This window comes from Gracilibacillus lacisalsi DSM 19029 (genome assembly GCF_000377765.1).
In the GTDB taxonomy this organism is placed as follows: domain Bacteria; phylum Bacillota; class Bacilli; order Bacillales; family Amphibacillaceae; genus Gracilibacillus; species Gracilibacillus lacisalsi.
On the sequence record NZ_KB898668.1, the window covers coordinates 159,140 to 182,921 of the forward strand.

22 protein-coding genes are annotated in these 23,782 nt (G+C 36.2%); 1 reads left to right on the top strand and 21 read right to left on the bottom strand.

The features are described 5' to 3' along the window. Positions 1-422 precede the first annotated feature (422 nt). From ftsZ to D569_RS0112565, 20 genes are all read right to left on the bottom strand, one after another. On the bottom strand, positions 423-1,562 hold the full coding sequence (gene ftsZ, locus D569_RS0112470; RefSeq protein WP_018932762.1) for a cell division protein FtsZ: 1,140 nt from the start codon (positions 1,560-1,562) through the stop codon (positions 423-425). 68 nt (positions 1,563-1,630) lie between these two features. After that, positions 1,631-2,935, bottom strand: a complete 1,305-nt coding sequence (ftsA, locus tag D569_RS0112475) for a cell division protein FtsA (protein ID WP_018932763.1) — start codon at positions 2,933-2,935, stop codon at positions 1,631-1,633. A 130-nt stretch (positions 2,936-3,065) separates the two neighbouring features. After that, complete coding sequence (locus D569_RS0112480; protein WP_018932764.1) at positions 3,066-3,440, bottom strand: small basic family protein; 375 nt, start codon at positions 3,438-3,440, stop codon at positions 3,066-3,068. Continuing rightward, entirely contained in the window at positions 3,440-4,165 is a 726-nt protein-coding gene (locus tag D569_RS0112485; protein ID WP_018932765.1) for a DUF881 domain-containing protein, read from the bottom strand. The genes D569_RS0112480 and D569_RS0112485 overlap by 1 nt, the downstream gene beginning before the upstream one ends. A 4-nt stretch (positions 4,166-4,169) precedes the next feature. Further along, entirely contained in the window at positions 4,170-4,856 is a 687-nt protein-coding gene (locus D569_RS0112490; RefSeq protein ID WP_018932766.1) for a DUF881 domain-containing protein, read from the bottom strand. Further along, positions 4,846-5,640, bottom strand: a complete 795-nt coding sequence (locus D569_RS0112495) for a cell division protein FtsQ/DivIB (RefSeq protein WP_018932767.1) — start codon at positions 5,638-5,640, stop codon at positions 4,846-4,848. Before D569_RS0112495 ends, D569_RS0112490 begins: the two co-directional genes overlap by 11 nt. A gap of 106 nt (positions 5,641-5,746) precedes the next feature. Beyond that, complete coding sequence (spoVE, locus tag D569_RS0112500) at positions 5,747-6,841, bottom strand: stage V sporulation protein E (protein ID WP_033404912.1); 1,095 nt, start codon at positions 6,839-6,841, stop codon at positions 5,747-5,749. Between the two features lie 102 nt (positions 6,842-6,943). Further along, positions 6,944-8,290, bottom strand: a complete 1,347-nt coding sequence (murD, locus tag D569_RS0112505) for a UDP-N-acetylmuramoyl-L-alanine--D-glutamate ligase (RefSeq protein WP_018932769.1) — start codon at positions 8,288-8,290, stop codon at positions 6,944-6,946. Beyond that, on the bottom strand, positions 8,287-9,273 hold the full coding sequence (mraY, locus tag D569_RS0112510; protein ID WP_018932770.1) for a phospho-N-acetylmuramoyl-pentapeptide-transferase: 987 nt from the start codon (positions 9,271-9,273) through the stop codon (positions 8,287-8,289). The genes murD and mraY overlap by 4 nt, the downstream gene beginning before the upstream one ends. Positions 9,274-9,319: 46 nt before the next feature. Further along, positions 9,320-10,777, bottom strand: coding sequence for a UDP-N-acetylmuramoyl-L-alanyl-D-glutamate--2,6-diaminopimelate ligase (locus D569_RS0112515; protein ID WP_018932771.1), 1,458 nt, complete (start codon positions 10,775-10,777; stop codon positions 9,320-9,322). A gap of 91 nt (positions 10,778-10,868) precedes the next feature. After that, positions 10,869-12,794 (bottom strand): stage V sporulation protein D, encoded by a 1,926-nt coding sequence (locus D569_RS0112520; protein WP_018932772.1) that lies wholly within the window; start codon positions 12,792-12,794, stop codon positions 10,869-10,871. A gap of 84 nt (positions 12,795-12,878) precedes the next feature. Next, entirely contained in the window at positions 12,879-15,086 is a 2,208-nt protein-coding gene (locus tag D569_RS0112525) for a penicillin-binding protein (RefSeq protein WP_018932773.1), read from the bottom strand. Positions 15,087-15,095: 9 nt separating this feature from the next. Next, entirely contained in the window at positions 15,096-15,476 is a 381-nt protein-coding gene (gene ftsL, locus D569_RS0112530; protein WP_018932774.1) for a cell division protein FtsL, read from the bottom strand. Between the two features lie 15 nt (positions 15,477-15,491). Continuing rightward, entirely contained in the window at positions 15,492-16,451 is a 960-nt protein-coding gene (gene rsmH, locus D569_RS0112535; RefSeq protein WP_018932775.1) for a 16S rRNA (cytosine(1402)-N(4))-methyltransferase RsmH, read from the bottom strand. Between the two features lie 26 nt (positions 16,452-16,477). After that, positions 16,478-16,909, bottom strand: coding sequence for a division/cell wall cluster transcriptional repressor MraZ (mraZ, locus tag D569_RS0112540; RefSeq protein ID WP_018932776.1), 432 nt, complete (start codon positions 16,907-16,909; stop codon positions 16,478-16,480). Between the two features lie 177 nt (positions 16,910-17,086). After that, entirely contained in the window at positions 17,087-18,709 is a 1,623-nt protein-coding gene (gene bshC / locus D569_RS0112545) for a bacillithiol biosynthesis cysteine-adding enzyme BshC (protein ID WP_018932777.1), read from the bottom strand. A 104-nt stretch (positions 18,710-18,813) separates the two neighbouring features. Then, positions 18,814-19,200 carry a DUF3397 domain-containing protein gene (locus tag D569_RS0112550; RefSeq protein WP_018932778.1) on the bottom strand — a complete coding sequence of 129 codons (387 nt, stop codon included), beginning with the start codon at positions 19,198-19,200 and terminating at the stop codon, positions 18,814-18,816. 515 nt (positions 19,201-19,715) lie between these two features. Continuing rightward, positions 19,716-20,165, bottom strand: a complete 450-nt coding sequence (locus D569_RS0112555; protein ID WP_018932779.1) for an RsfA family transcriptional regulator — start codon at positions 20,163-20,165, stop codon at positions 19,716-19,718. A gap of 333 nt (positions 20,166-20,498) precedes the next feature. Further along, positions 20,499-20,672, bottom strand: a complete 174-nt coding sequence (rpmF, locus tag D569_RS0112560; protein WP_018932780.1) for a 50S ribosomal protein L32 — start codon at positions 20,670-20,672, stop codon at positions 20,499-20,501. 32 nt (positions 20,673-20,704) lie between these two features. Next, entirely contained in the window at positions 20,705-21,232 is a 528-nt protein-coding gene (locus D569_RS0112565; protein WP_018932781.1) for a YceD family protein, read from the bottom strand. 221 nt (positions 21,233-21,453) lie between these two features. Here D569_RS0112565 and D569_RS0112570 point away from each other — a divergent pair, with 221 nt between their 5' ends. After that, positions 21,454-22,695, top strand: a complete 1,242-nt coding sequence (locus D569_RS0112570) for a nucleotidyltransferase (protein WP_018932782.1) — start codon at positions 21,454-21,456, stop codon at positions 22,693-22,695. A 54-nt stretch (positions 22,696-22,749) separates the two neighbouring features. Here D569_RS0112570 and D569_RS0112575 read toward each other — a convergent pair whose 3' ends face one another. Then, positions 22,750-23,781, bottom strand: coding sequence for a SepM family pheromone-processing serine protease (locus D569_RS0112575; protein ID WP_018932783.1), 1,032 nt, complete (start codon positions 23,779-23,781; stop codon positions 22,750-22,752). Position 23,782 lies beyond the last annotated feature (1 nt).

The following is a 23,782-nucleotide window of genomic DNA, read 5'->3' on the forward strand; positions in this document are numbered from 1 at the left end:
TAATTACAGTACTTATCGGGCTGAGAAAACCTTTTTAGCATAGTCGTACCCTACGCTACATATGGCGGAGAAATCAACTGGCTGATTACGGATAAGTGTTGTGGAGCATATCTTAACGAAGGCCGCCCACTTTCACTCCTGTGGGAATTGTTTGACCTGAAGATCCACTTTTTCGAGCGGTTTTGGCTCGAAAAAGTTAGCTGAAGGGCAAACCCCACGGAAAGGGAAGTGGGCAGCCGGAGTGGTAGTTATCATCACTATATATTTCAAAATTAACTCTTAATGCAGTACGAGTACCGGAGAAGAACAAATCCATGTCCAGTTACTGCGCAGTTTATGGATAATATGTATGTATTTTGTTAGATTAAGAAACCCCCGTTTCAAAACAACTGAAACGGGGGTTTACCGTGAAGGATATTTCCTTATCTTCTTCGATTACGATTTCTTAAAAATGTTGGTATATCTAATGTGTCTTCTTCTTGCTTTGGTCTTGAACTGGAAGAAGAAGATGGACTAGGTTCTTGTGCTTTTTCTGGCTGCTGTTTTTCTCTCTTAGGAGAGCTAGCTTGTAAAACGGACTTTGGTTTATTTTGTGCATTTTTGATTTGTGACTCATCAAAGCCGGTTGCAATAACAGTTACGACAATTTCATCCTTCAAATCTTCGTTAATGACGGAACCGAAAATAACATTCACTTCTTGATCTGCTGCTGATGTTACAATGTCTGCTGCCTCTTGTACTTCATATAAGCTTAAATTAGTTCCGCCTGTTATGTTCATTAAGACACCATGCGCACCATCAATAGAAGTTTCCAGTAGTGGAGATGAAATAGCCTTCTTAGCAGCCTCAGCCGCACGACTTTCACCTGTAGCTACACCGATACCCATAAGTGCCGAACCTTTATCAGCCATAATAGTTTTCACATCGGCAAAGTCGACGTTTATTAGTCCAGGTGTTGCAATTAAATCAGAAATACCTTGTACACCTTGTCGTAACACATTATCTGCTTCACGGAATGCTTCTAGCATAGGTGTATTTTTATCAATTATTTCAAGTAATCGGTCATTAGGAATGACAATTAATGTATCTACACTGCTTTTTAATCCATCAATACCTGAGACCGCTTGAGTGGCTCTCTTTCTTCCTTCAAAAGTAAACGGGCGAGTAACTACCCCTACTGTTAATGCTCCTAACTCTTTAGCTACTTGGGCAATAACTGGAGCAGCACCTGTACCTGTTCCACCGCCCATACCAGCTGTCACAAAGACCATGTCAGAGCCTTTAAGGATTTCTTCAATTTGTTCCTTGCTTTCTTCTGCAGCTTTTCTTCCTACCTCTGGGTTTGCACCTGCCCCCAATCCTCTTGTTAATTTTGTACCAATTTGCATTTTAACTTCTGCTTTTGAAAGATTTAATGCTTGTGCATCTGTATTCACTGCAATAAATTCTACACCTTGTACACCGTGCTCTATCATTCGGTTAACAGCGTTACTTCCACCACCGCCTACACCGATTACTTTTATCGTAGCTAGCTGATCCATGTTCGTATCAAAGTCTAACATACCATTTCCTCCCATTTTGCTAGATTAATAGTCTGTCTTTTTCCACGTCTTCATTTACCCCAATATTCTTAATCAAAGAAATATTTGAAGAAATTTGCTAATTTAGGTTCTTTCTTTTCTTTCACACTTTGTTTATTGGTTGTTTTCTTTGTTCGTTTTGGTTTTGGCTTAGGTTTTTCCATATCTACCTGATGTACTTGTTCTCGTTGTTCTGTTACTGCATCTGAAAACTCTTTCCCTTGTATTTTCGCATTCTTGTACGCAAATTTCAAGATACCAATGCCTGCTGTAAATTGAGGTTCGCGAACCCCGATATAATCAGGAATCGCAATTCGAACATTACTTTGGTAAATATCTTGTGCTAAATCAGCAGCCCCTGGCATACTCATCGTACCACCTGTAAGCACCAGTCCACCAGGAATTTCGTCATATCCCATTTTTTGAATCTCACGCGCACTATATACTAATATTTCTTCTAATCTAGCTTCGATTATTTCGGTTAAATCTAGCTGATTATACACCTGCCTTTGATTACTACCAATGATATTCACTTCAAATGTTTCCTCTTCATTGGCATCATTAAAGAAGGCGTGTCCATGATCGAGTTTAATATCCTCCGCTTCTTCTGATGATGTGCGGAGTCCAATAGATAAGTCCTTCGTAATATTATACCCACCTAATGGGATTACACTAGTAGCTACCAATCCGTCGTTTTCAAAAACAGAAACGGTTGTACTTCCTCCACCTATATCGAGTAATGCGACACCTAAATTTTTCTCGTCTTGAGATAAAGCCACTTCTCCTGTTGCTAATGGTTGCAAGCAAATATCCATAATACTTAAACCAGCTTTTTCAACGCATTTCAATATATTATGTAACATCGTCTTCGAACAGGTTATAATCGTACCTTCCATTTCTAATCGAACCCCAATCATTCCTCTGGGATCTCGAATCTCATCTAAACCGTCAACAATAAATTGCTTTGGTATTACATCAACGATTTCTCTTTCAGGTGGAATGGACATTACCTGTGCTGCATCCAATACACGATGAATATCTTCTTCTGATATTTCCTTATCATCACTGGATACTGCAACAACTCCGTGACATGGTTGTAATTGCACATGATTACCATTAATTCCTACGATAACTTGATCAATATGTATATCTACCATGCGTTCAGCTTGTTCAACTGCTGTTCGAATTGAATGAACAGTCTCGTCTATATCAACGATGGCTCCTTTTTTCATACCTAGAGACTTAGCGGTACCAACCCCAATCACATTTAAAGAATCACCAAGAATTTCTCCGATGATAACCTTTATTTTTGATGTACCTATATCCAAGCTGACTAGAATTTCACCGTTATCCATAAGGCACCTCCTATTTCAATGCATTAAACTACGATTCATTTCATATAAGTATAATAAACTGTATTAAACACTATTATAATAAAAAAAACAATATTTTTACATGAATATATGTAAATTTACCGGAAAAATATTAAATATTATGATTTCTCACCTTTTTTGCTTTTCTATACAATTCATATTTTTCTAGTAAGAGCCTTCTTATCATCGCTAAATTCTGGAATAATCTCACTCCAAATGCGAAAATTGCTGCTAAATATAAGTCAATGCCTAGTTGTACACCGATAAAGGCTAAAAAAGCAGCTAATGATACATTGAAGAAGAAACCAGATATAAATACTTTTTGGTCGAATTTCGCCTCCAGTTGCGCCCTAATACCTCCAAATAGCGTATCTAAAGCAGCCAACACTGCAATAGATAAATAATTGGTATAAGCATCTGGTATGCTCATATTTGTCATAAAACCTAATAATAAACCAATTATTAAAAAGAGTGCCGGTAACCACATTAACTTTCACCTTCTTCTGGGACATCAACAATATCTACATCTTGTAAGTCAATCTGCTCATCATACTCTGGAAGTACGATATCACTTTGTTCAGATATATTCATTGTAACATTTTCTAACGCGAAGTAGTCACCTATTTCACTAACTTCTAGATGGTTTATTATTTCTTCCGAATCATTTGTTAGAACATGTATTTTAGTTGGCAATTCTCCGATTGAACTATTGTTAACATATATGTTTCCATTCACATCTCTTATCGGTGTTATATTAATGACTCGTTGACTTTCAACAGCCATTTCTCTTGCGCCAGCTGCATTTAATTCGTTGATTAATAATTGGAGTAACTCGGCATTTATTTCAGGATATTCCTGATAATCTTCTTCTAAAAACATTGGCTCTAGTGAAATAATGATCCCTTGTCCACTTTTCTCTGTTAACCCGGCTTGTTCCCGTAATTCATGGATCGAATTTTTTAATGATTCAATTTGTTGGTGTTCAGTTTGATCTTGATACTCTTGAAGTGTTTGTTCTGCTTCTGCAATCTCCATGTATAGATTTTGCTGAATCTTCTGTTCTTCCAACAGTGCTGTTCTAATTTCCCAAGTATCTCTTGTATCTCGGTCAATGGTTTGGTGATTGGTATTAAATAATATCGCAATCATCAAGCCGATCAATAAACATACTATTCCAATCGCAACGTGCTGTTTATTAAAACCATTTTTCATACCGTCACATATCCTTTGCGTACATTTCAATATTAGATTTCTTCTCGATTGTCACTTCGATGTTATCTTGAACAAGTTGGTCGATAATCCCATTTCTAAGGTTTAAACTGACATCAAGGACTTCTTGATCACCAATTGCCGTAATCACAAATGGTGCAGGGTATGAATTGCCGTCAACTGATATAACTGGCCCAATACAAGATATGTAACTATTACGATATATTCGCTGTCCATTTATTGCTATTGCTTTGGCACCAGCACTAAATAATTCGTTTACCGTCTGATGAATATGCCGGTCATGAACAATATATTGATTTGCATGATCCTCTGCAGGAATAAAGCTTGCATCTTTTAATGTTACCATAATTCCATCACCACTAATTGACAGTTCACCAGTCAATTTTTGCAAATTAGATTTAGTAGCTACTAAATCTTTTAATACATCAGCTTCCTCACCAATTTCCTGTTCTATGGCTTGTACTTCTTGGCGAATTTGAGTTAATTCAGATCTTAATTGCTTATTTTTTTCTTCCATATCAATTAATTGTTTTCGATAATAAAAATCTCGTTCCCATTCCTGATTATTGACTTGTGAGATTTCAGCAGTTGATTTTGTTTGCTGATAACTAAAAGTTAACAAAAAGCCTGATACCAGAAAGACCAATGCAAACACTAATTGTTTACTCTTCATTTTCCTCTTCTATCTCCTCCTCTTCTTCCTTATCTACATCATAAGGAGTAAATACTGCTCCACTTTCATCAATTTTTATAATACCAGCTTCACTCTGATCCAACTGACTTACAATTGAAGGATAGCTGTCCATGTTTGCAGATAAATTCCGTATCGAGGACTCTACCTCTTGACCATCTGTCATATATAGTTGAATCTTATATGGATTAGAATCTGAAGGAATCCAGTTTACTTCAGAGATTAATGCAGCAACATATGTAGATAGGTTGGCTAATTCTTCCGCTATTTCTTGCAAATAGTGATTATCGTTAAATCCTTTTAAAACAGGAACATCTCCATTTATATTGGAAGAATTAACCTCGTCTAATAAATCACCATTTTCTAAAAGTGGTTGTATTTTTCCATCCAATTCAACATATGCAACATGGCTTAATTCCGTTATATCCATAATGATCGTGTTCGGAAATGATTTCGAAACATCCGCATCTTTAACTTGTGGATGTGAAACAATATTTTCTTCTAATTCTTTCGTTTGTACTCCCCAAAAGTTTGCATTTTCTTCTATTTCACTCTGAGTTATTATTTCTTCTTTTTCCAGCCATTGCAAACCATTTACTGATATATTTTTTACATAACTCATAGGTGATTGCAAGTAAATCACAATAAAAATCAATACAAAAAAGATGAGCAAATAAAAAATCAGTTTTCTGTTTGCTTTTTTTCGACGCTCTTGTTTCAATTTTGGAATTCGATCTTCTATCGAAACGACTCTTTTTTGTACCATATTTATACTTCCTTTTCTATTATCCATTCACTAATTTTGGTATGCATGTCTTATTCCGATTATATCATAGTCATTACTTTCTAGGTATCATCCAAATCTCCCAAGTTTATTGCCGATATTTACTAATGTTGATTAATATTCCGACAGAACAAAGCGTCAAAGTTAATGAGGAACCTCCATAGCTTAAGAATGGTAATGTAATGCCAGTGACCGGAATTAAACCAATGACAACACTGATATTAATCATGACTTGGATAGCTATCATACCGACAATGCCAACCGCTAGTAATCTAGCAAAAAGATCTGGTGCATGGATCGCCGTTAATATTCCTCTCCAAATAAACAAAAAGAATAGAATAATGACAAAACTTGCACCAATAAATCCTAATTCCTCTGCGATAATTGCAAAAATAAAATCATTATGCGGTTCCGGCAGATAAAAATATTTTTGCAGGCTGTTTCCAAAACCAACTCCTAATAACCCCCCAGGACCAATCGCGTACAAGGACTGAATGATTTGAAAGCCTGTCCCTAAAGGATCTTGCCAAGGGTCGAGAAATGCTGTGATACGATTAATTCTGTAGGGAGCAGAGATAATAAGCAGTAGAAATCCAATAACACCAAAGCCTGCTAAAAATACAAAGTGCATGATTTTGGCACCTGCTACGAAAATCAACAGAAAACAAGTTACCAAAAATACCATACCTGTACCTAAATCAGGCTGCAGCATAATAATTAGAAAAACGATTACTGAAATCGAAAGTGGTGGGAGAAAACCCTTTTTAAATTCTGTAATTTTATCCTGATGATTGACTAGAAAGCCACTTAAAAACATAATCATCGCAAGTTTAATAAATTCGGCAGGTTGAATGCTAAATGCACCTACTCCTATCCAACTTCTTGCACCACCTCTAACCATTCCGATCCCAGGAATCAAAACAGCAACTAACAGGATTAATGAGCCGATAAAAATCCTTTTTCGATACTTGATCCATTGAAAATAAGGAATGTTAGAAACAATCATCATCGCAATTACACCTACACCAGCAAAAAGTATCTGTCGTTTTAAGAAATAAAAAGAATCATTGAATTTATACTCAGCCCAAATCGAAGAGGCGCTATAAACCATGATTGTTCCGACCAACAAGATAGCAACGATGACAAAAATTAAGAAATAATCCGGTGTACGTTGACTTTTCATCTTCGCTTCCACGAAAAAAACCCCCAAATCTATTAATGAATTAGGGGCCTGTTATATTTTTATACAACATCGTCTGTGCTCATTATAATAGACAAGCCCCTATTATAATTTATGCACAGATTCCATAAACATGTTGCCTCTTTCTTCAAAGGTTTTATATTGATCCCAGCTTGCACAAGCAGGTGATAATAAGACAACATCGTCTTTATTGGATAATTGATATGCTTTTTGAACAGCTTCATTCATCGAGTCTACCAATTCTATATTTTCAATTCCACTAGCCTCTCCGACTTTTCGTAATTTCGTACTTGTTTCACCAAACAATACAAGTGCCTTCACATTTGACATATATGGCATTAATTCATCGAAATCATTACCGCGGTCAAGACCACCTGCTAGCAATATAATTGATTGATTAAATGCTGATAATGCCTTAGTTGTTGCAAGTATATTAGTTGCTTTGGAATCATTATAAAACTTTCGACCGTTCACTTCTTTCACAAATTGCAGACGATGTGTTACACCTGTGAAAGATGTAAGGACAGTTTCAATCACTTGATTTGAGATACCTTCAAGTTTCGCAACCGAAACAGCAGCTAAAATATTCTCTAGGTTATGTTCCCCTACTAACACGACAGATGCTAAGTCAATCACTTTTTCTCCACGGAAATATATTGCTTCTTCATCACAATATGTACCGTTTGTGATTTCTCCTTTACGGCTAAATGGAACAAGGTTGGCGCCAGCATGTTTAATTAAATTTACAACACGTTGATCATCAGCATTATAAACTAAATAATCATGTTCTGTTTGATTTTTAAAGATATTAGCTTTTGCATTTTGATAATGTTCCAACGTATGATGGTAATCTAAATGTGCTTCAAAAAGATTAAGCAGTACGGCGATTTTAGGTTTAAATGTATCTATACCTAATAATTGAAAAGAAGATAATTCAGCAATCATTGTTTGCTTATCATCCATTTGCTCGGCCACTTCTGATGCAACATGGCCAATGTTCCCCGCCAAGCTAACTGGTGCATCTGCTTTTTTAAACATTTCATAAATTAAAGTGGTTGTCGTTGTTTTCCCATTTGAACCAGTAATACCAACGATTTGATCAATGCCGAAGTACGGTATTAATTCTATTTCTGTTAAAACAGGAAGTTCTTGTTTAACAGCACTATCTATTAAAAGATTTTCATAGGGAATACCCGGATTTTTAATAATGGCATCAATATCTTCAATCAATGACAAAGGGTGGTCACCAACAACTACAGAAACACCTTCAGAGCGGAGAGTCTGTACATTTTCATCATCTTCTTTAGCTTTCAAATCATTGGCAACTACCTCTATACCATTTCTATTTAACAATTTCGCAACAGCTGTTCCACTTTTGGCAAGACCTAACACCAGTACTTTAGCAAAAGGGAAATCCTTTAATTTTCTCATGATGACAACACCTCAATATAAATACCTAAAAATGCAAATAGTATACCGACTGCCCAAAACGTGGTCACTACTCTCCATTCAGACCAACCTTTTAACTCATAGTGATGGTGGAGTGGGCTCATTAGAAAGATTCTCTTTCCTCTTGTTTTAAACGAAATAACCTGAATAATAACGGACAATGTCTCTAAAACAAAAACACCGCCAATAATAACTAATAAAATTTCCAATTTTAAAAGTATAGCAATAGCGGCAATAGCACCACCTAAAGCCAAGGAACCAGTATCACCCATAAATACTTTAGCAGGATGTGCATTAAATACTAGGAATCCCAATAACGCACCTACAACAGATAAACTAAATAATGTTACACTCAAATTCGGGATACCGTACCAAGCTAATATAGCAAACGCACCGAACGCAATAGCAGCGGTTCCAGCCAATAATCCATCAAGTCCATCAGTCAGGTTGACGGCATTGGAAGCACCTACTAACATTACTACGATAAAAATAGGATATAGCCAACCTAAGTCAAATGAGATGTTGGTACCTGGTACAGCAATGCTTGTTGAAAAATTTTGTTGCAGTAATACTACATAAAAGATAATGGCAATCACGATTTGTCCTAATAACTTTTGCTTAGAGGTTAGTCCCAGGTTTCGTTTTAAGACCACTTTAATAAAATCATCAAGGAAACCTAATAAGCCGAACCCAATCAATACTAATAGTAACAACAAGACCTCATAGCCTAAAACACCATTGTTAACACGGCTAACGACAACGATGCTTGTTATTGAAATACTTAGGATAATCATAACACCACCCATTGTTGGCGTGCCTGATTTTTTTTGGTGTGATTGAGGTCCTTCTTCTCTAATACTTTGTCCAAATTTTAACCTTTTCAGAAAAGGAATTAAAATCGGGGATAGTAGGACAGTAATTAAAAATGCGATCGCTACTGTAATTAAAAACGTATATTCATTCATCCATGTTCTCTCCAATCTTCTATCCAGGTGTTACGAATGTAACTGGTTAATTCAAATACTTGATAGCTACTTGTTCATCATCAAAATCTAAGACTTTGTCACCGACAATTTGGTATGTTTCATGTCCTTTACCAGCGATTAAAACAACATCTTTGTCATTTGCTTGTTCAATTGCTTGTTTAATTGCTTCTTCACGATCTAATATCGTTTGATAATTGTTATGCTTCAGACCTTCCACCATATCATCAATAATTGCTTGTGGGGATTCTGAACGTGGATTATCAGAAGTAAAGATAGCTTGATCGGCGTATTGACAGGCAACCTCTGCCATCAATGGTCTTTTACGACGATCCCGATCTCCACCACAACCAACTACTACACGTATATCTCCTGCACAAAAGCGTTTGATGGTTGACAATACATTTTCCAATGAGTCTGGTGTGTGTGCATAATCAATAATCACACCAAAGTCTTGCTTATGTTCCACTGGTTGGAAACGTCCTTTTACTCCTGAAGTATTGTTTAACACATGTTGTATGATGTCTAATTCAATACCAGAAGCATAAGCTGCAGTTGCCGCTGCTAACAGGTTATATACACTAAACATTCCCATAAGCTTACTCTTGATTGGAACATTTCCTTTTGGTGTTTTCATTATAAAGGAAACACCATTAGCCATCAATTCTACATTGACAGCTTGGAAAGATGCTTTATTTTGTACACCATAGGTTAACACTGGTTGAGCTGTTGCTCTATTTAAAAATCCTGCATGCTCATCATCTTGATTAATAACCGCATATTTTGGTTTTTCATGTTTCAACGTATTACCTAACTGAGAAAATAATAAACTTTTAGCGTATAGGTAGTTTTCCATTGTTTGATGATAATCAAGGTGATCTTGACTTAAATTAGTAAATACAGCGATATCGAAGTCTACTCCATGAACTCTCCCTAAGTCTAATGCATGAGAAGATACTTCCATTGTCGCAACATCTATTTTCTTTTCGACCATTTGATGTAAGTTTTTTTGTAAAAATAAAGCATCAGGTGTTGTGTTTTTTACTGGATGACTCTCACCATCAATCATCATTTGAATTGTACCTATTAATGCTGTTTTTTGTTTTGCATACTGGTGGATTTCATCGATGATATGTGTAACCGAGGTTTTTCCATTTGTACCTGTGACACCAATAACCTTTAACTTACAGGAAGAATGGTCATAAAAAATGTTAGCTAAATGAGCCAAAGCCCTGGATGTATCTGGGACGATAACGACCGGCACAGATACATCCAGCTCTTTTTCCGCTACGATAACTGTTGCGCCATTATCAACCGCAGCTTCTGCAAATTGATGACCATCTACGGTATACCCTTTGATACATACAAATAAAGAATCTTTCTTTAAAAGTCTGTGATCCATTTCTATATGTTCTATATTAATCATATCAAGGTTCTGTTGACATTGATAATCTGGTAAATTTTCAATTAATTCTTTAGCATTCATACTAGTCACCTTTTCTTTTTTTGGGTTACTTTTAATAAACAACTACATTATTATATCAAAGACTTTTAAACTTTACGATAAATATTTATAACTATTTATTGCCTAAAACAAGCCTGATTTTACTTCCTTCTTGGACTTTTTCTCCTGCAGCAGGTGCTTGATCAATAATATAATCGCCTTCTCCCACCACATCAACTTCTAAGGAAACCAAATACTGCTGTAATTCACTTTTATTTAAACCGACTAAGTCAGGTACTTCTACAGGAGGAGATTCGGGCCATTGGTAGTCTTTTTCAATGCCATCATCTTGCTTTGGCACTCCTAAAGCACGCAAGCTATCTTCTATTACGGTGCCGACGATTGGAGCAGCTACCACTCCGCCAAATTGTACAACATCTTTTGGATTATCTACCGCAACATACACAACTATTTCAGGATCATCAGCTGGTGCAAACCCGATGAATGATACAATATGATTATTCTCCATATACTTTCCATCTTCACCGACTTTTTGTGCAGTCCCTGTCTTTCCGCCAACTCGATAACCATCCACATAAGCACTTCGACCAGTTCCTAAGGCAACAACTGACTCAAGAGCCTCACGTACTTCTTTAGATGTATCAGCAGAAATAATTCGATTTTTCAAGACGGGCTCAGTAGTATTTACTGCATCACCTGTCACAGGGTCAAGGAATGCTTTTGCAACATATGGCTCATATAAGTAGCCACCGTTAACTGCAGCTGATACGGCCATGACTTGTTGGATTGGGGTGACTGATACACCTTGACCAAAAGCAGTAGTTGCTAACTCAACAGGACCGACATTGTCTAAATCGAATAAAATTCCTGTAGCTTCACCTTGTAAATCAACACCTGTTTTTTGGCCAAAGCCAAAATCCTCAATATAAGAAAATAGTCTCTCTTTACCTAACTTCTGCCCTAAAACAATAAAACCTGGGTTGCAAGAATTCTGTACAACTTCTAAAAATGTTTGATGTCCATGCCCCCCACTTTTCCAACAATGTAAATGTGTTCCACCTACTTCAATATCTCCATCATCCACATATTCATCGTTTTCAAGATCCACTAGTCCTTCTTCCAAAGCTGCGGCTAACGTTATAATTTTAAATGTGGAACCAGGCTCATATGTGCTCCAAATCGGCAAATTGCGATTATATACGTCTGCGCTAATATCCTGATAATTTGCAGGATCAAAATTCGGTCTTGACGACATCCCTAATATACTTCCATCCTTAGGATTTACTGCAATAGCTATCGCGCCATCCGGATTATATTTCTCTTCAGCTATATCTAATTCTCTCTCAATAATGGTTTGAACTCTGCTATCTATGGTGAGTTGAAGATCATAGCCGTCTTCAGGGGGAGTATATTTATCAGCCATTTGCGGCATTCTTTTTCCTTTGGCATCACTGTAAAAGGATAAACTGCCTTCTGTTCCACTTAACATCTCTTCATACATTAATTCAAGTCCCGTTAATCCTTGGTTATCAATGCCACTAAATCCAAGTACATGTGACAAATAAGCCCCATTGGGATAGTGTCTAATGGAATCTTCTGCAATATAAATTCCTTCTAAATCTAACATTTGAACTGCCATTGCTTTTTCTTCCGATATTTTCCGTCCTTCTGGCTGTAATATCACAATTCGCTCATTTTTATGAATAGCTTCTAATACATCTTCATAAGACATATCCAATACATTTGCTAACTGTCTAGCTGTTTGTTCTGCTTCTGTCACTTGTCTTGGCACAACCATTACAGTAGGAGCGGAAACATTCTCTGCTAAAACCTCTTCATTAGTGTCAATAATCTTACCTCTTTCTGGCTCAAATACAATATCTCTACTCCACAAATCTTCTGCCTCAGCAATTAGAAAATCGGACCAGATAAATTGCACATATCCTAACCTTATCACAATGACCGCCATAATGATTAATGCAAAAAGAAACACAGTGACTATTCTGCGTTGCACCTTAATATTGGTTATTCGTTTCATGACATATCTCCTTTAATTCAAGAAACTGTTTGTCCCAATATATGTTTGTGAAAGGCTGAATAGAACACTGTGTATGATTGTTTACTATTCTTCTTCGTTCGCTTCTTCACCGGATTCATCTGATGCATTTTCCTGATCTTCCGGCACATCCGGTTCTTCCAGTTCAACCATTAAATAATCTTTTTCGTTAAGTGATGATCCTGTCTCAATACTTTGTTTCTTGACATAACCATTCCCCATCCACTCTAAATCTAGATCTAAAAAGTCTCGGAAAGATAAGACATCTCTAAATGACCATCCCGTTAAATCTGGCATTTTCATATTATCCGTTGCCACCAAAACGGTTTGCCTTGCTGTTATCTTGGTACCTGGTTGTATGTTTACTTTCTTGATTTCTTCACCATCACCGATAACAATTGGCTCTATGCCTAATTCCTTCAATTTATTAATATATGAATCTGTTTGTTTACCTTCCCACTCAGGAATCTCCACAACTTCGACAGGTTCTGTTGCATCCTTGTCCGGTTCGATATTTAAATAGCGCAAACTATTTTCCATTACATTTTTAAAGACAAAAGAAACGGGCGCTGAACCTGATTCTGTGTCATCTAATTGTGGTTCCTTAACTGATACATACATAATTAACTCTGGGTCTTCAGCAGGGGCCATGCCTAAGAAAGAAAAGGTGTAACTATTTCTTCCATTTTTATATTTGCCTGTCTCAGGATCTACAAAATTGGCAGTGCCTGTTTTACCTGCAACTGTATAGTCGTTCAAATTATAAATCTTATGACCTGTTCCATTTTCAGAAGTAATAACGGTTTCTAACACCTCTAAAGTTTTTTTCGCAGTTTCGGCAGAGATTGGTTCACCTACTACTTCAGGTTCATTTTCAGCAATTACTTGATGTGTATCATGATCCACTGTTTTATCAATGATATATGGTTTTAACATTTTACCTTCATTTGTAATCGCAGTTGCTGCTTTCATCAATTGTATTGGTGTTGTAGTAGAACCTTGACCAAACGCAGTCGTTATCTTCTCATCCAACCATTTGTAAAGAATTTGACCTGGCACTTCTCCAGGTAAATCTATACCAGTTTTTTGGTCAAAATCAAATGCGTGCAAATAGTCTAAAAAACGATCCGCTCCAATTTTTTCATAGGCTAACTTTGCTGCCGCTACGTTTGAAGAACGTTGTATTCCTTCTAAATAGCTGATCGTTCCCCAGCCTTGACGCCTATTATGATCTCCAATTGTTTGAGCATGATCTTCTGCCTTGTATTGTCCTGATTTATATTGTTCCTCAGGATTCCAGACACCTTCTTCGATTGCTGCTGCTAAAGTAAATACTTTCATTGTTGAGCCAGGTTCGAAAGGTGTAGCAATAACGTCATTATACCAGTTCTCTACTTCTCCAATGCTATTCGGGTTATAACTTGGTCTATTACTTAGAGCAAGTATTTCTCCTGTCTTGGCATTCATGACAACAGCTGTCATTCTATCAGGATCATATTCCTCTTCTACCTCTGATAATGCATCTTCAACTAATGTTTGAACTTTTTGATCAAGTGTTAGGTAAACATCATCACCATTATCTGGCTCATTAATTACCTCTTTAGGATCTAATAGTTTCATATTAAATTTATCACGTTGATACGAAATCGAACCATTGACTCCAGTAAGTAAGTCATTCATGAATCCTTCCACACCATTAATTCCAACAATTTGATCATCTTGTTTATCCGTTAGTCCGATTGTGTGTGATGCAAACATCCCGTTTGGATAGAAGCGGGTTGGTTCTTCTATAAAATTTATACCAGGTAATTCTAACGCTTCAATCTCTTCTTTCTGTTCCTGATTTAATTCCCTGGCGTTAGAACCAAATTCTACTTGGAATCTCTCATTTTTAATCCCATCGTTCAATCGCTCTGCTATTTCACTTTCTTCCATTTCTAATATAGGTGCTAGTTTTTTTGCAGTCTCGTTAACATCTTTAACATGTTTCGGTTGCAGAGGATTGGTAGTATGTGACTCATCAACAACAGCGTATAAACGGTACACCACATGTTCTTGAGCTAGTGCCATTCCATTACGGTCATAAATTGTTCCTCTACTAGCAGGAATAGTATAATTATTCGTTCTTTTTTCATCAGCCAACTCTTGAATCGATACTCCCGATACTTCTCCAGATACTTGAATATACAAAAACCTACCAGCTATGACAAGAAAAAAGCTCGTAAATATAACAATCCAAACAATTGGCATGACTTCTGTTGTTCTACTTTTCATCGTTAACACCTATTCTACTAAGTCTGTCGCTCGTTTCACTTGGGTGTTTTGAACTTCCAGACCGTGTTTTTTGGCATTTTCAATAATCCGTTCAGGTTGGCTTAATTCTTTTTGTTTAAAAGCAAGGTTCTTGTTATGTACCGTTTGTTGTTGAATTTGTGTATTTAACGATTCAACCTCACGATTTAATTGGTCTAACGAAGAACTGTAGCTAACCAAGTAAGCAGAAATACTAAGAAAAATGACAGCAAAGATTGCATACATCATTTTTTCACCGCGAGTTACCCAGCGCTTCTGCACCTTTACTTTTTTTCTGACTACATTTGGTTGTTGGACTTGTTCTCTTACTTGATCATGTGTGTAATAAGCTCTTGCGTGTTGACTACTCATGGTTTTGCCACCCTTCTATTTTATATTATCTTCATTCCAATCCTTCACTTTTTCAATCACTCTCAACTTTGCTGACCTTGAACGTCGATTCTCTGCCAATTCATTCTCTGATGGCAGAATTGGTTTTCGATTAACTAGACGAAACGATGGTTTAAATTCCTCTGGTATTACCGGAATATTCTTTGGTACAGGAGGAGGTGTACTCCATTTTTTAAATGTTTGCTTACAAATTCGATCTTCCAGCGAGTGAAAGGTAATAACGGAAATACGTCCACCTATCGAAAGAGATCTTCCTGCTTGATACAATGCATCTTCAAAAGCCTTCAATTCATCATTAACAGCTATTCGTATCGCCTGAAAAATTCGCTTGGCAGGATGTCCACCTTTTCTTCTAGCGGGAGCAGGTATTGCTTGTTTAATGATGTCAACTAATTCAAATGTTGTGTCTATTGTTTTTTTCTCTCTTTCCGCTTCTATAGTTCTTGCAATTTGTTTGGAAAACTTCTCTTCACCATACCTAAAGAAAATCGATACAAGATCTTCATATGGCCATTTATTCACTATCTCAAATGCATTTAATTCACTTTTTTGATCCATTCGCATATCTAATGGCGCATCATGCTGATAGCTAAACCCTCGTTCCCCTCTATCTAATTGTGGAGAAGAGACACCTAAATCAAACAAAACACCATTCACTTCTCTTATTTGCAATTTTTCTAATTCTTCACTTAAATGACGGAAGTTCCGTTGTATCAAGGTGACTTGGTTAAGTCGGTCTTTCAATCTTTCTTTAGCAGCATTGATAGCGTCTTGATCTTGATCAAATGCGATCAATCTGCCTTTCTCATTCAGTTGTTCTAATAAATATCCGGAGTGTCCGCCACCACCTAATGTACAATCAACATAAATGCCATCTGGATTGATATCGAGACCACTAACAGTTTCTGTTTTTAATACCGTATAATGTCCAAACATGGAGTCACCCCTATTTCTTGTTGTCTTTACAAATCAAAATCCATCATATTTTCTGCAATTTCTGCAAATGATTCTTCTGATACATCTACAAATTCATTCCATTTATCTTCTGCCCAGAATTCTACTCGGTTTGATACACCGATCACTGCACATTCTTTTTCAATTCCGGCATATTTACGAAGTGGTGCAGGTATATTTATCCTTCCCTGCTTGTCTAGTTCACATTCAACTGCGCCAGAAAAGAAAAAACGGGTAAATGCTCGGGCATCTTTCTTAGTTAACGGTAATTTTTTTAGTTTTTCTTCCAACTGGTGCCATTCATTCATCGGGTACGCAAACAAACATTGGTCCAAGCCACGGGTAACGACAAACTGTTCACCGAGTCCGTCTCTGAACTTAGAAGGTACAATTATACGTCCTTTAGTATCAATGTTATGTTGATATTCTCCCATGAACATACCCAGGCACCCCACTTTCTATCCTTATCGTACCACATTCCCCCACTTTTCACCACTAAATCTTTAAAAAAACTATCCATTTTTTTGTAAAGGCATTTTTCTCGCTACAAATAGCTGCGAATCCATGTGTAAAAAAATAAAAAAAGGTAATTGGCTTTATCAACCAATTACCTTTTTTTATAAATACACAATATAATGTTGTTTTTTCCAATCAAACGAATAATTATTTATTTGTTTGACCCATTCAAACCCATAGAGATTAAGGAAGTAAGTAATATTCCAAATTCGTTCTTGCAGTCCATTATCAGGCTTTAAGTGCATTTGAATATAATCGAACTCTTTTAATTGCCGATGATACTTTTGGGAAAATTCTTTATGGATTCTCATTGAAAGTTTATCTACTTGTTGTAATAACAGTTGCAAATTTTTATCCGCATATTGTGATACATCATCTGTTAAATCATTTGTCACTTCTTTTAGTGGTTGATGCCCCATTTTAATAGCTTCCTTCAGTTGAATCGTCATTTCTTCAACAGGACTGTTAGCTTGAGCTGATAACCAATTTATTTTTTGAGTCTGGACTCCATTATCAATTGCGACACTAGGATCAATATTATACTTACTCAACACTTTTGCGAGCTTCTCATCCACTAATGTTAGCGACACACGTGGCAAAACGGGTGGCATCTTTAGCGATACGCTATGAAATGCATCTTTTAATATAGACCAGTAAGCTGCTTCACTCGGCCCCGCAAAAAAAGCTAGTGTAGGAAATAATTTTTCTTGCATTAATGGTCTAGTTACTACATTATTACTCAATCGCTCTGGCGTTTCTTTTGCTATTTCTAAAAGCTCTTGATTCGAATATAGACATTCATTATTTTTCCCTATCCAATTTTGACCATCTTTTTGAAGTAAGATCCTTTCCCCTTCCTGCTCTACAAATAAATGTCCATCTTGTTCATTTGCATCAACACTAACATGATATCCCTTTGTTCTCATTGACTGTAATGAACGATAAACACTTCGGCTTATTTCTGGCTGTTTTTCAATCATTTCATAATAATATGCCGATTCTAATTGGCGTACTTCACTATCTCCAGAGTCAATCAGGATTAATCCAGTATCAGCGAAAATCTCATGAATAAAGGATGCGAAAAAATCAACAAAAGTGTTAGCTTTCATCAGTTTATCATGTACAGTTTGAAACAATTCCTTGGTATAAGCAGTTTCTTTGAGTGATCGAAATGTTGTTTTCAACCAACGATAGGTTTGCTCTTTGTTTAATGTTCGATTAGACACAGACGTTCTTTCTTTATGATGATCTTCTATAGGATATTTTCGAAGTTCTGTTTCTTCTGGTAAAAAAATATGGTTCACTTCGGCAAAATCGTGGTCCTCTCCTGCTATCCAAAAGACAGGTAACACGGGAACTCCTAATAACTCTTCTTGCTGCTTTGCTAAAGCAATAATGGAGACTATTTTGTTGATCGTATAAAGTGGACCAGTCAGCATTCCTGCTTGTTGCCCCCCAATAACAACCACACTGTTTTCATCTCTCAGTCTTTCAATATTTTCAAATGTAGCTTCCGTTGCAGACCAACGTCGATTAATCGAATGTAACACATCAGCCAGGGCATCTCTTTGAAATGGCTGCTCTTTCAAGTCTTTCTCGCGTTCTTTAAAAACATTTTCATCATAAGGATTATAATCAAAATGATCCAACAAATCCTTTACTTCCTTTTGATAATCCGTGATAAATTTATTATGTAAATCGAGTCTTTGGGATTCGATACGCATTAATGAACTGCTCCTTTATCTTCAATATATACAATAGTAATCCAATAGTATTGTACATAATGAAAACGATAAAAGCACATAATTTGTTTGTAATAATTAGATCGTTACAACACTTTGCTTATATTATAAAAGATTCCATATAAGATCGTAATAATATGTAAAGTAAAAAATAATAAAAAAGTAGCTTTCCAGAAACGTTTACAGACATGAGAGAAAATAATGTCTGTATACACCCTCCAATGTATCAAGACACATATCATCAAAATGAATAACAACAGGAGAAAAATATAACTAATGGGATTTATCGAAAAAATAGAATAAATAATGGCTGCAACTGATGCGATATATAAAACTGTTGTCGTATCAATCGCTAAATGAAAGCAATATCGTTTTTCACCTACAAACTTATAAGATAATTTATAAACTAAAAATGTTATAGCAAACGGTAGTGTAACCATCAATGCAACCAGATAGTACAAACCTTCTATCATAAGATACCCTCACTTCAAAAATGTTATAACTTTCATACTATTACTTTTGGTCATTTTAATATTAATTATATAAGACTTTTGAACTTGTGCAAGCATCTTTTTTAAAAACCCATTACACATACACGCGCCTAAATACTTCTTAGGGATAAAGGATACATATACAGCGAAATAACGTTACTATAGATTACATTCAGGTAAGTCCGGGATGAATATGGACATTTGTTCCGTTATTTGTGACAAAAGTTCCGTTTTTAGAATGGTCCCGGACATCTATTCCGCTAATCATCAAAAACAATGCTTATCGAGGCCAAAATGGACCAAATAAGGGATTCAATGTCCGCTAACATCGAAAAAAGGCTTTTTTCAAATAACGCACTAAATGTCCACTCAACTAGCTCGCATTATTTATCTAGTGTAAATTCTTAACATGATGTAGAAAGTCAATTACATATCATGGCAAACCACATAAAAACCCCATCTATTCGATGAGGTTACTAACTCATAATAATAATGAATTAATGCTTTACCTTTTCCATTGCTTGCTGCACAGTTTCAAGGAATACTTGATATTGATATAACTTTTGCTTTAGCTGTTTATTTTCTTCCACTAATTTACGCAATTCTTCCTGATGGTCTATTTCCTGATAATATTTTTGCAGTCGTTCCAAAGTTTGGATCACTTCATGAATGTTTGGTTGTTCAGTTTGACTAGTATCTAGTTTTTGCTGAGATTGATAAGATATTTTCTTACGATTCTGTTTTGCTAACTGGATAGCTTCTTCATATTGTTTCCTTAACGTTGCGTTCCAGCGAAAACCACATGCTGCTGATGTTCGAGATAATTTTTCTCCTACTTCCTTAAAAGCCTCTAACTGTGTTTTTCCTTCACGAATATACCGTAACACAGTTTCAGCTAGCAAAATATCTTCATCACTAGTCCATGCATCTTGACGATTCCCTTGCACAACTCCACCTCCTCTATTCTTGATACAATGTATGCAATTAATAGAAGAGATAGACATATTGTTCTAAAATATTATAAAAACTTGGTACTCCCTTATCATAAGAAAAGCGCAGAACGCCCGCTTAGAAATGTAGCGACTGGAATGAATTAACTGAGATAAAGGAATCACGGTGAGTTTACGAACCGATGATGACTTATCGTAGGGCAATTGGTGAAGTCGCCTAGTTACTGGGCGCTCTGCGCTAGACATCTGCGCAAAATTTATACTTTCTAAAAATAAAAAGTAGTGTAAGAGATCTCATCTCTTACACTACTTGTTGTACAACATATCAAATTATTGTTCTACTACTTGTTTTCCATCATATTGTCCACAAGATTTACATACATGGTGTGGTTTTGTTAGTTCACCACAATTTGAACATTCTACCATTCCTGGTACATGTAATTTTTTATGAGTACGACGTTGGTTTTTTACCTTTTTTGAAGTTCTACGCTTTGGTACTGCCATGCATTACACCTCCTTTAAAGAGAAGCAAAGATCTATCCTTCACTATCTTTCTCATTACTTTTGTCATCTAATAAAGATTTCAATTTTTCAAGGCGCGGATCAACTTTTTCTGATTGTTCCTCTTCAGTAACCAGTGTCCAACCTTTTCCTTCCTTCATTGTGTTCGCTTCTAATTTTTCGTCATCAGCAAACACTCTTAAAGGCATTTCTAATAGTACATTTTCCTTGATAAATGGTGTTAAGTCAAGTACCTCACCATTTACTACATGTACCTCTTCTTCTTCACGATAAGAGGATGTCGTAAAAAATTCAATTGCATGAATGGAAAATTCATACGGTACATCTACTAACGTTCTCGCACAAGGTAGAATCATCGTTCCTTGAATTTGAAAATCACAGGTAATATCGTCACCATCCATCCTAGCTGTTCCGTCAACTAAAACTGGCTCGATTCGTCGGATATCATTTTCCAAGTTCGCAATATCTGAAATGTCCACTTCCTCACGAAAAGAAACGGGTTCTCCCTGTGACTGTTTAAGTTTTTGGATATATAATTTCATTTACATTCACCTCAAGGCAACAAGAAATATTTTAAAATGTATTAGTCCATTTGTCAATATATTTTCTTTACAGAACAAACATTTATTACTTAATCACGAGCTAACACCTGATAAGTTTCACTAATCATCAAAGGGATTCTTCTCCACTGACCATAGTCGTACTTTATATGATATACTTACTACAATATGATTATCATGCACATTAACTTGAAAGATCATTCATGAAATCAATGATGGAGGTGGTTACTCTGAAAGCATGTGGTTTAATCGTTGAATATAACCCCTATCATAACGGACATCACTATCACTTTCAACAGGCAAAGCGTGTGACAGGTGCGGAATGTATGATTGCAGTCATGAGTGGGAACTTTTTACAACGAGGGGAGCCAGCTATTTTAGATAAGTTCACAAGAGCCAAAATAGCTGTACAACAAGGGATTGACCTCGTTGTTGAACTACCTTATTTTTATGCTGTTCAACATAGTGAGCTTTTTGCAAATGGTGCAGTCAAAATTTTGAACAGCCTGCAAGCTGATTCATTGTGTTTTGGAAGTGAGCATGGTGAAATAGAAGACTTTCATACATTGTATCATTTCATTACCGAACACCAGGAAGACTATGATCATTATTTAATGAATGCTTTAAACCAAGGTCATTCCTATCCAAAAGCAAATGACATAGCTTTCAATAAGATTGGTGGAGAAACGCTGTCTATCGATTTTGCCAAACCAAATAATATACTTGGGTATCAATATGTCAAAAATATTTTTGATCTACATACCACCATAACACCTTACACCATTAAACGAATTAAAAATAATTATCATGATCGTGAAATCCATGATCCTATAGCCAGCGCAACTAGTATTCGTAATCAATTACTGTCAGATCATACTAGCAAAAATGAACTAAACGATGCTATCCCTTCGCTAACCAAAGAAAAACTTGAAGAATATAAAGAGCTTCATGGTACTTGGCATGATTGGGAGGCGTATTTCCCATTACTAAAATATCGGATATTAACGATGAAAAAGGAAGAGTTTGCTAAGATTCATGGTATTAAGGAAGGGTTAGAGAATCGAATAGTTAAAACCGCGAAAAAAGCAGATTCCTTTTCAAATTGGATGGAATTGTTAAAAACAAAGAGATATACTTGGACAAGTTTGCAACGCGTATTTACACATATCTTAACCAATACATACTCTAGCGAAATCGAAGCTTTCGTAACAGAAAGACAACCGTCTGCTATTCGAATTTTAGCTATGAGCGAAAATGGTCAAAACTATTTAAGTACCAAAAAAAAGGATATCGATGTGGAGTGGTATACAAGTAGCAAGCAGCCCTACCCTTATCAAGCTTTTGAAGAGCGTATTGATCATGCTTATTACAGCGTTTTACCACTGTCTTCACAAAAGTATTTAACGAAACAACCCTATCAAAAACCAATATTTAAGACGCCTTAATATTAAGGCGTCTTGGAAGGTTACTACACTTTAGTTTATTTAATTGTGTTTGCCCTATCCTCTTCCGTTTAGATTTTCGAGATAGTTTAAGGCGTCGTTGAAAGTGTCTACAGGAATAATCTCCATGTCTGTTCCGATATCTTCTGCAACTTGTTTAGCTACTTGATAGTTTGAGTCTTCTCTACCGTTCTCATTAGGTGCAAAGAAGATATCACACCCCTCACGGTTTGCTGCAACTACTTTCTTATCTATGCCACCAATTCTTCCTACATTACCTTGATAATCAATTTCACCCGTACCAGCGATCTGATAACCTTTCGTTATATCTTCCGGTCTTAATTGATCGTAGATTTCCAACGAGAACATCAATCCTGCACTCGGACCCCCGATTTCACCGCTAGAGAAAGTTAGTTCAGGCGATACCGTCACATGTCGGTTTGTAACTAGTTGAATTCCAATACCTGGTTGCCCATTTAAGGCCTCAAGAGCTTCCAAAGTAATATCTACTTCAAAAGTCTCTTCATTTCGTTTTACCGTTAACGATACACTGTCACCAACATTTTTCGTTGTTACATAATCAATCAAGTCCTCTGCCTCATTTATCGTATGTCCATCGATTTCGATAATTTCATCTGCTGACTGTAAGATCCCATCAGCTGGCATGTCCTCTACTACTGATACTACATAAATTCCTTGATAATCGATGTTAATCTCCTTATTTGCTGCCTCATAAGCAACAACAGTTGATGCTTCTTGTGAACTTTCCATCATCATCAACTGCATTTGACGATATTCTTCATCTGTCATCCCATCCACTAGTACTTCCTCGATCGGTAGTATATCGTAATAGTCTCTCCATAAAGCCATCATATATTGAAATGGTGTAGCCCTTCCACCTTGTATCGTAACAAGATGCATATCTCCTTCACTTTCTGATGCTCCATCAACTTCTACAACAGGATTTAGCGGATCTGCATGTCCCGGTTTATGAATATAATAGGGTAACTGATAGCTAAATAATAAGAAAATGATAATCAATGCTACGAAAAAACCAATTATTCTTGCTTTACTTTTTGTCTGAAACATC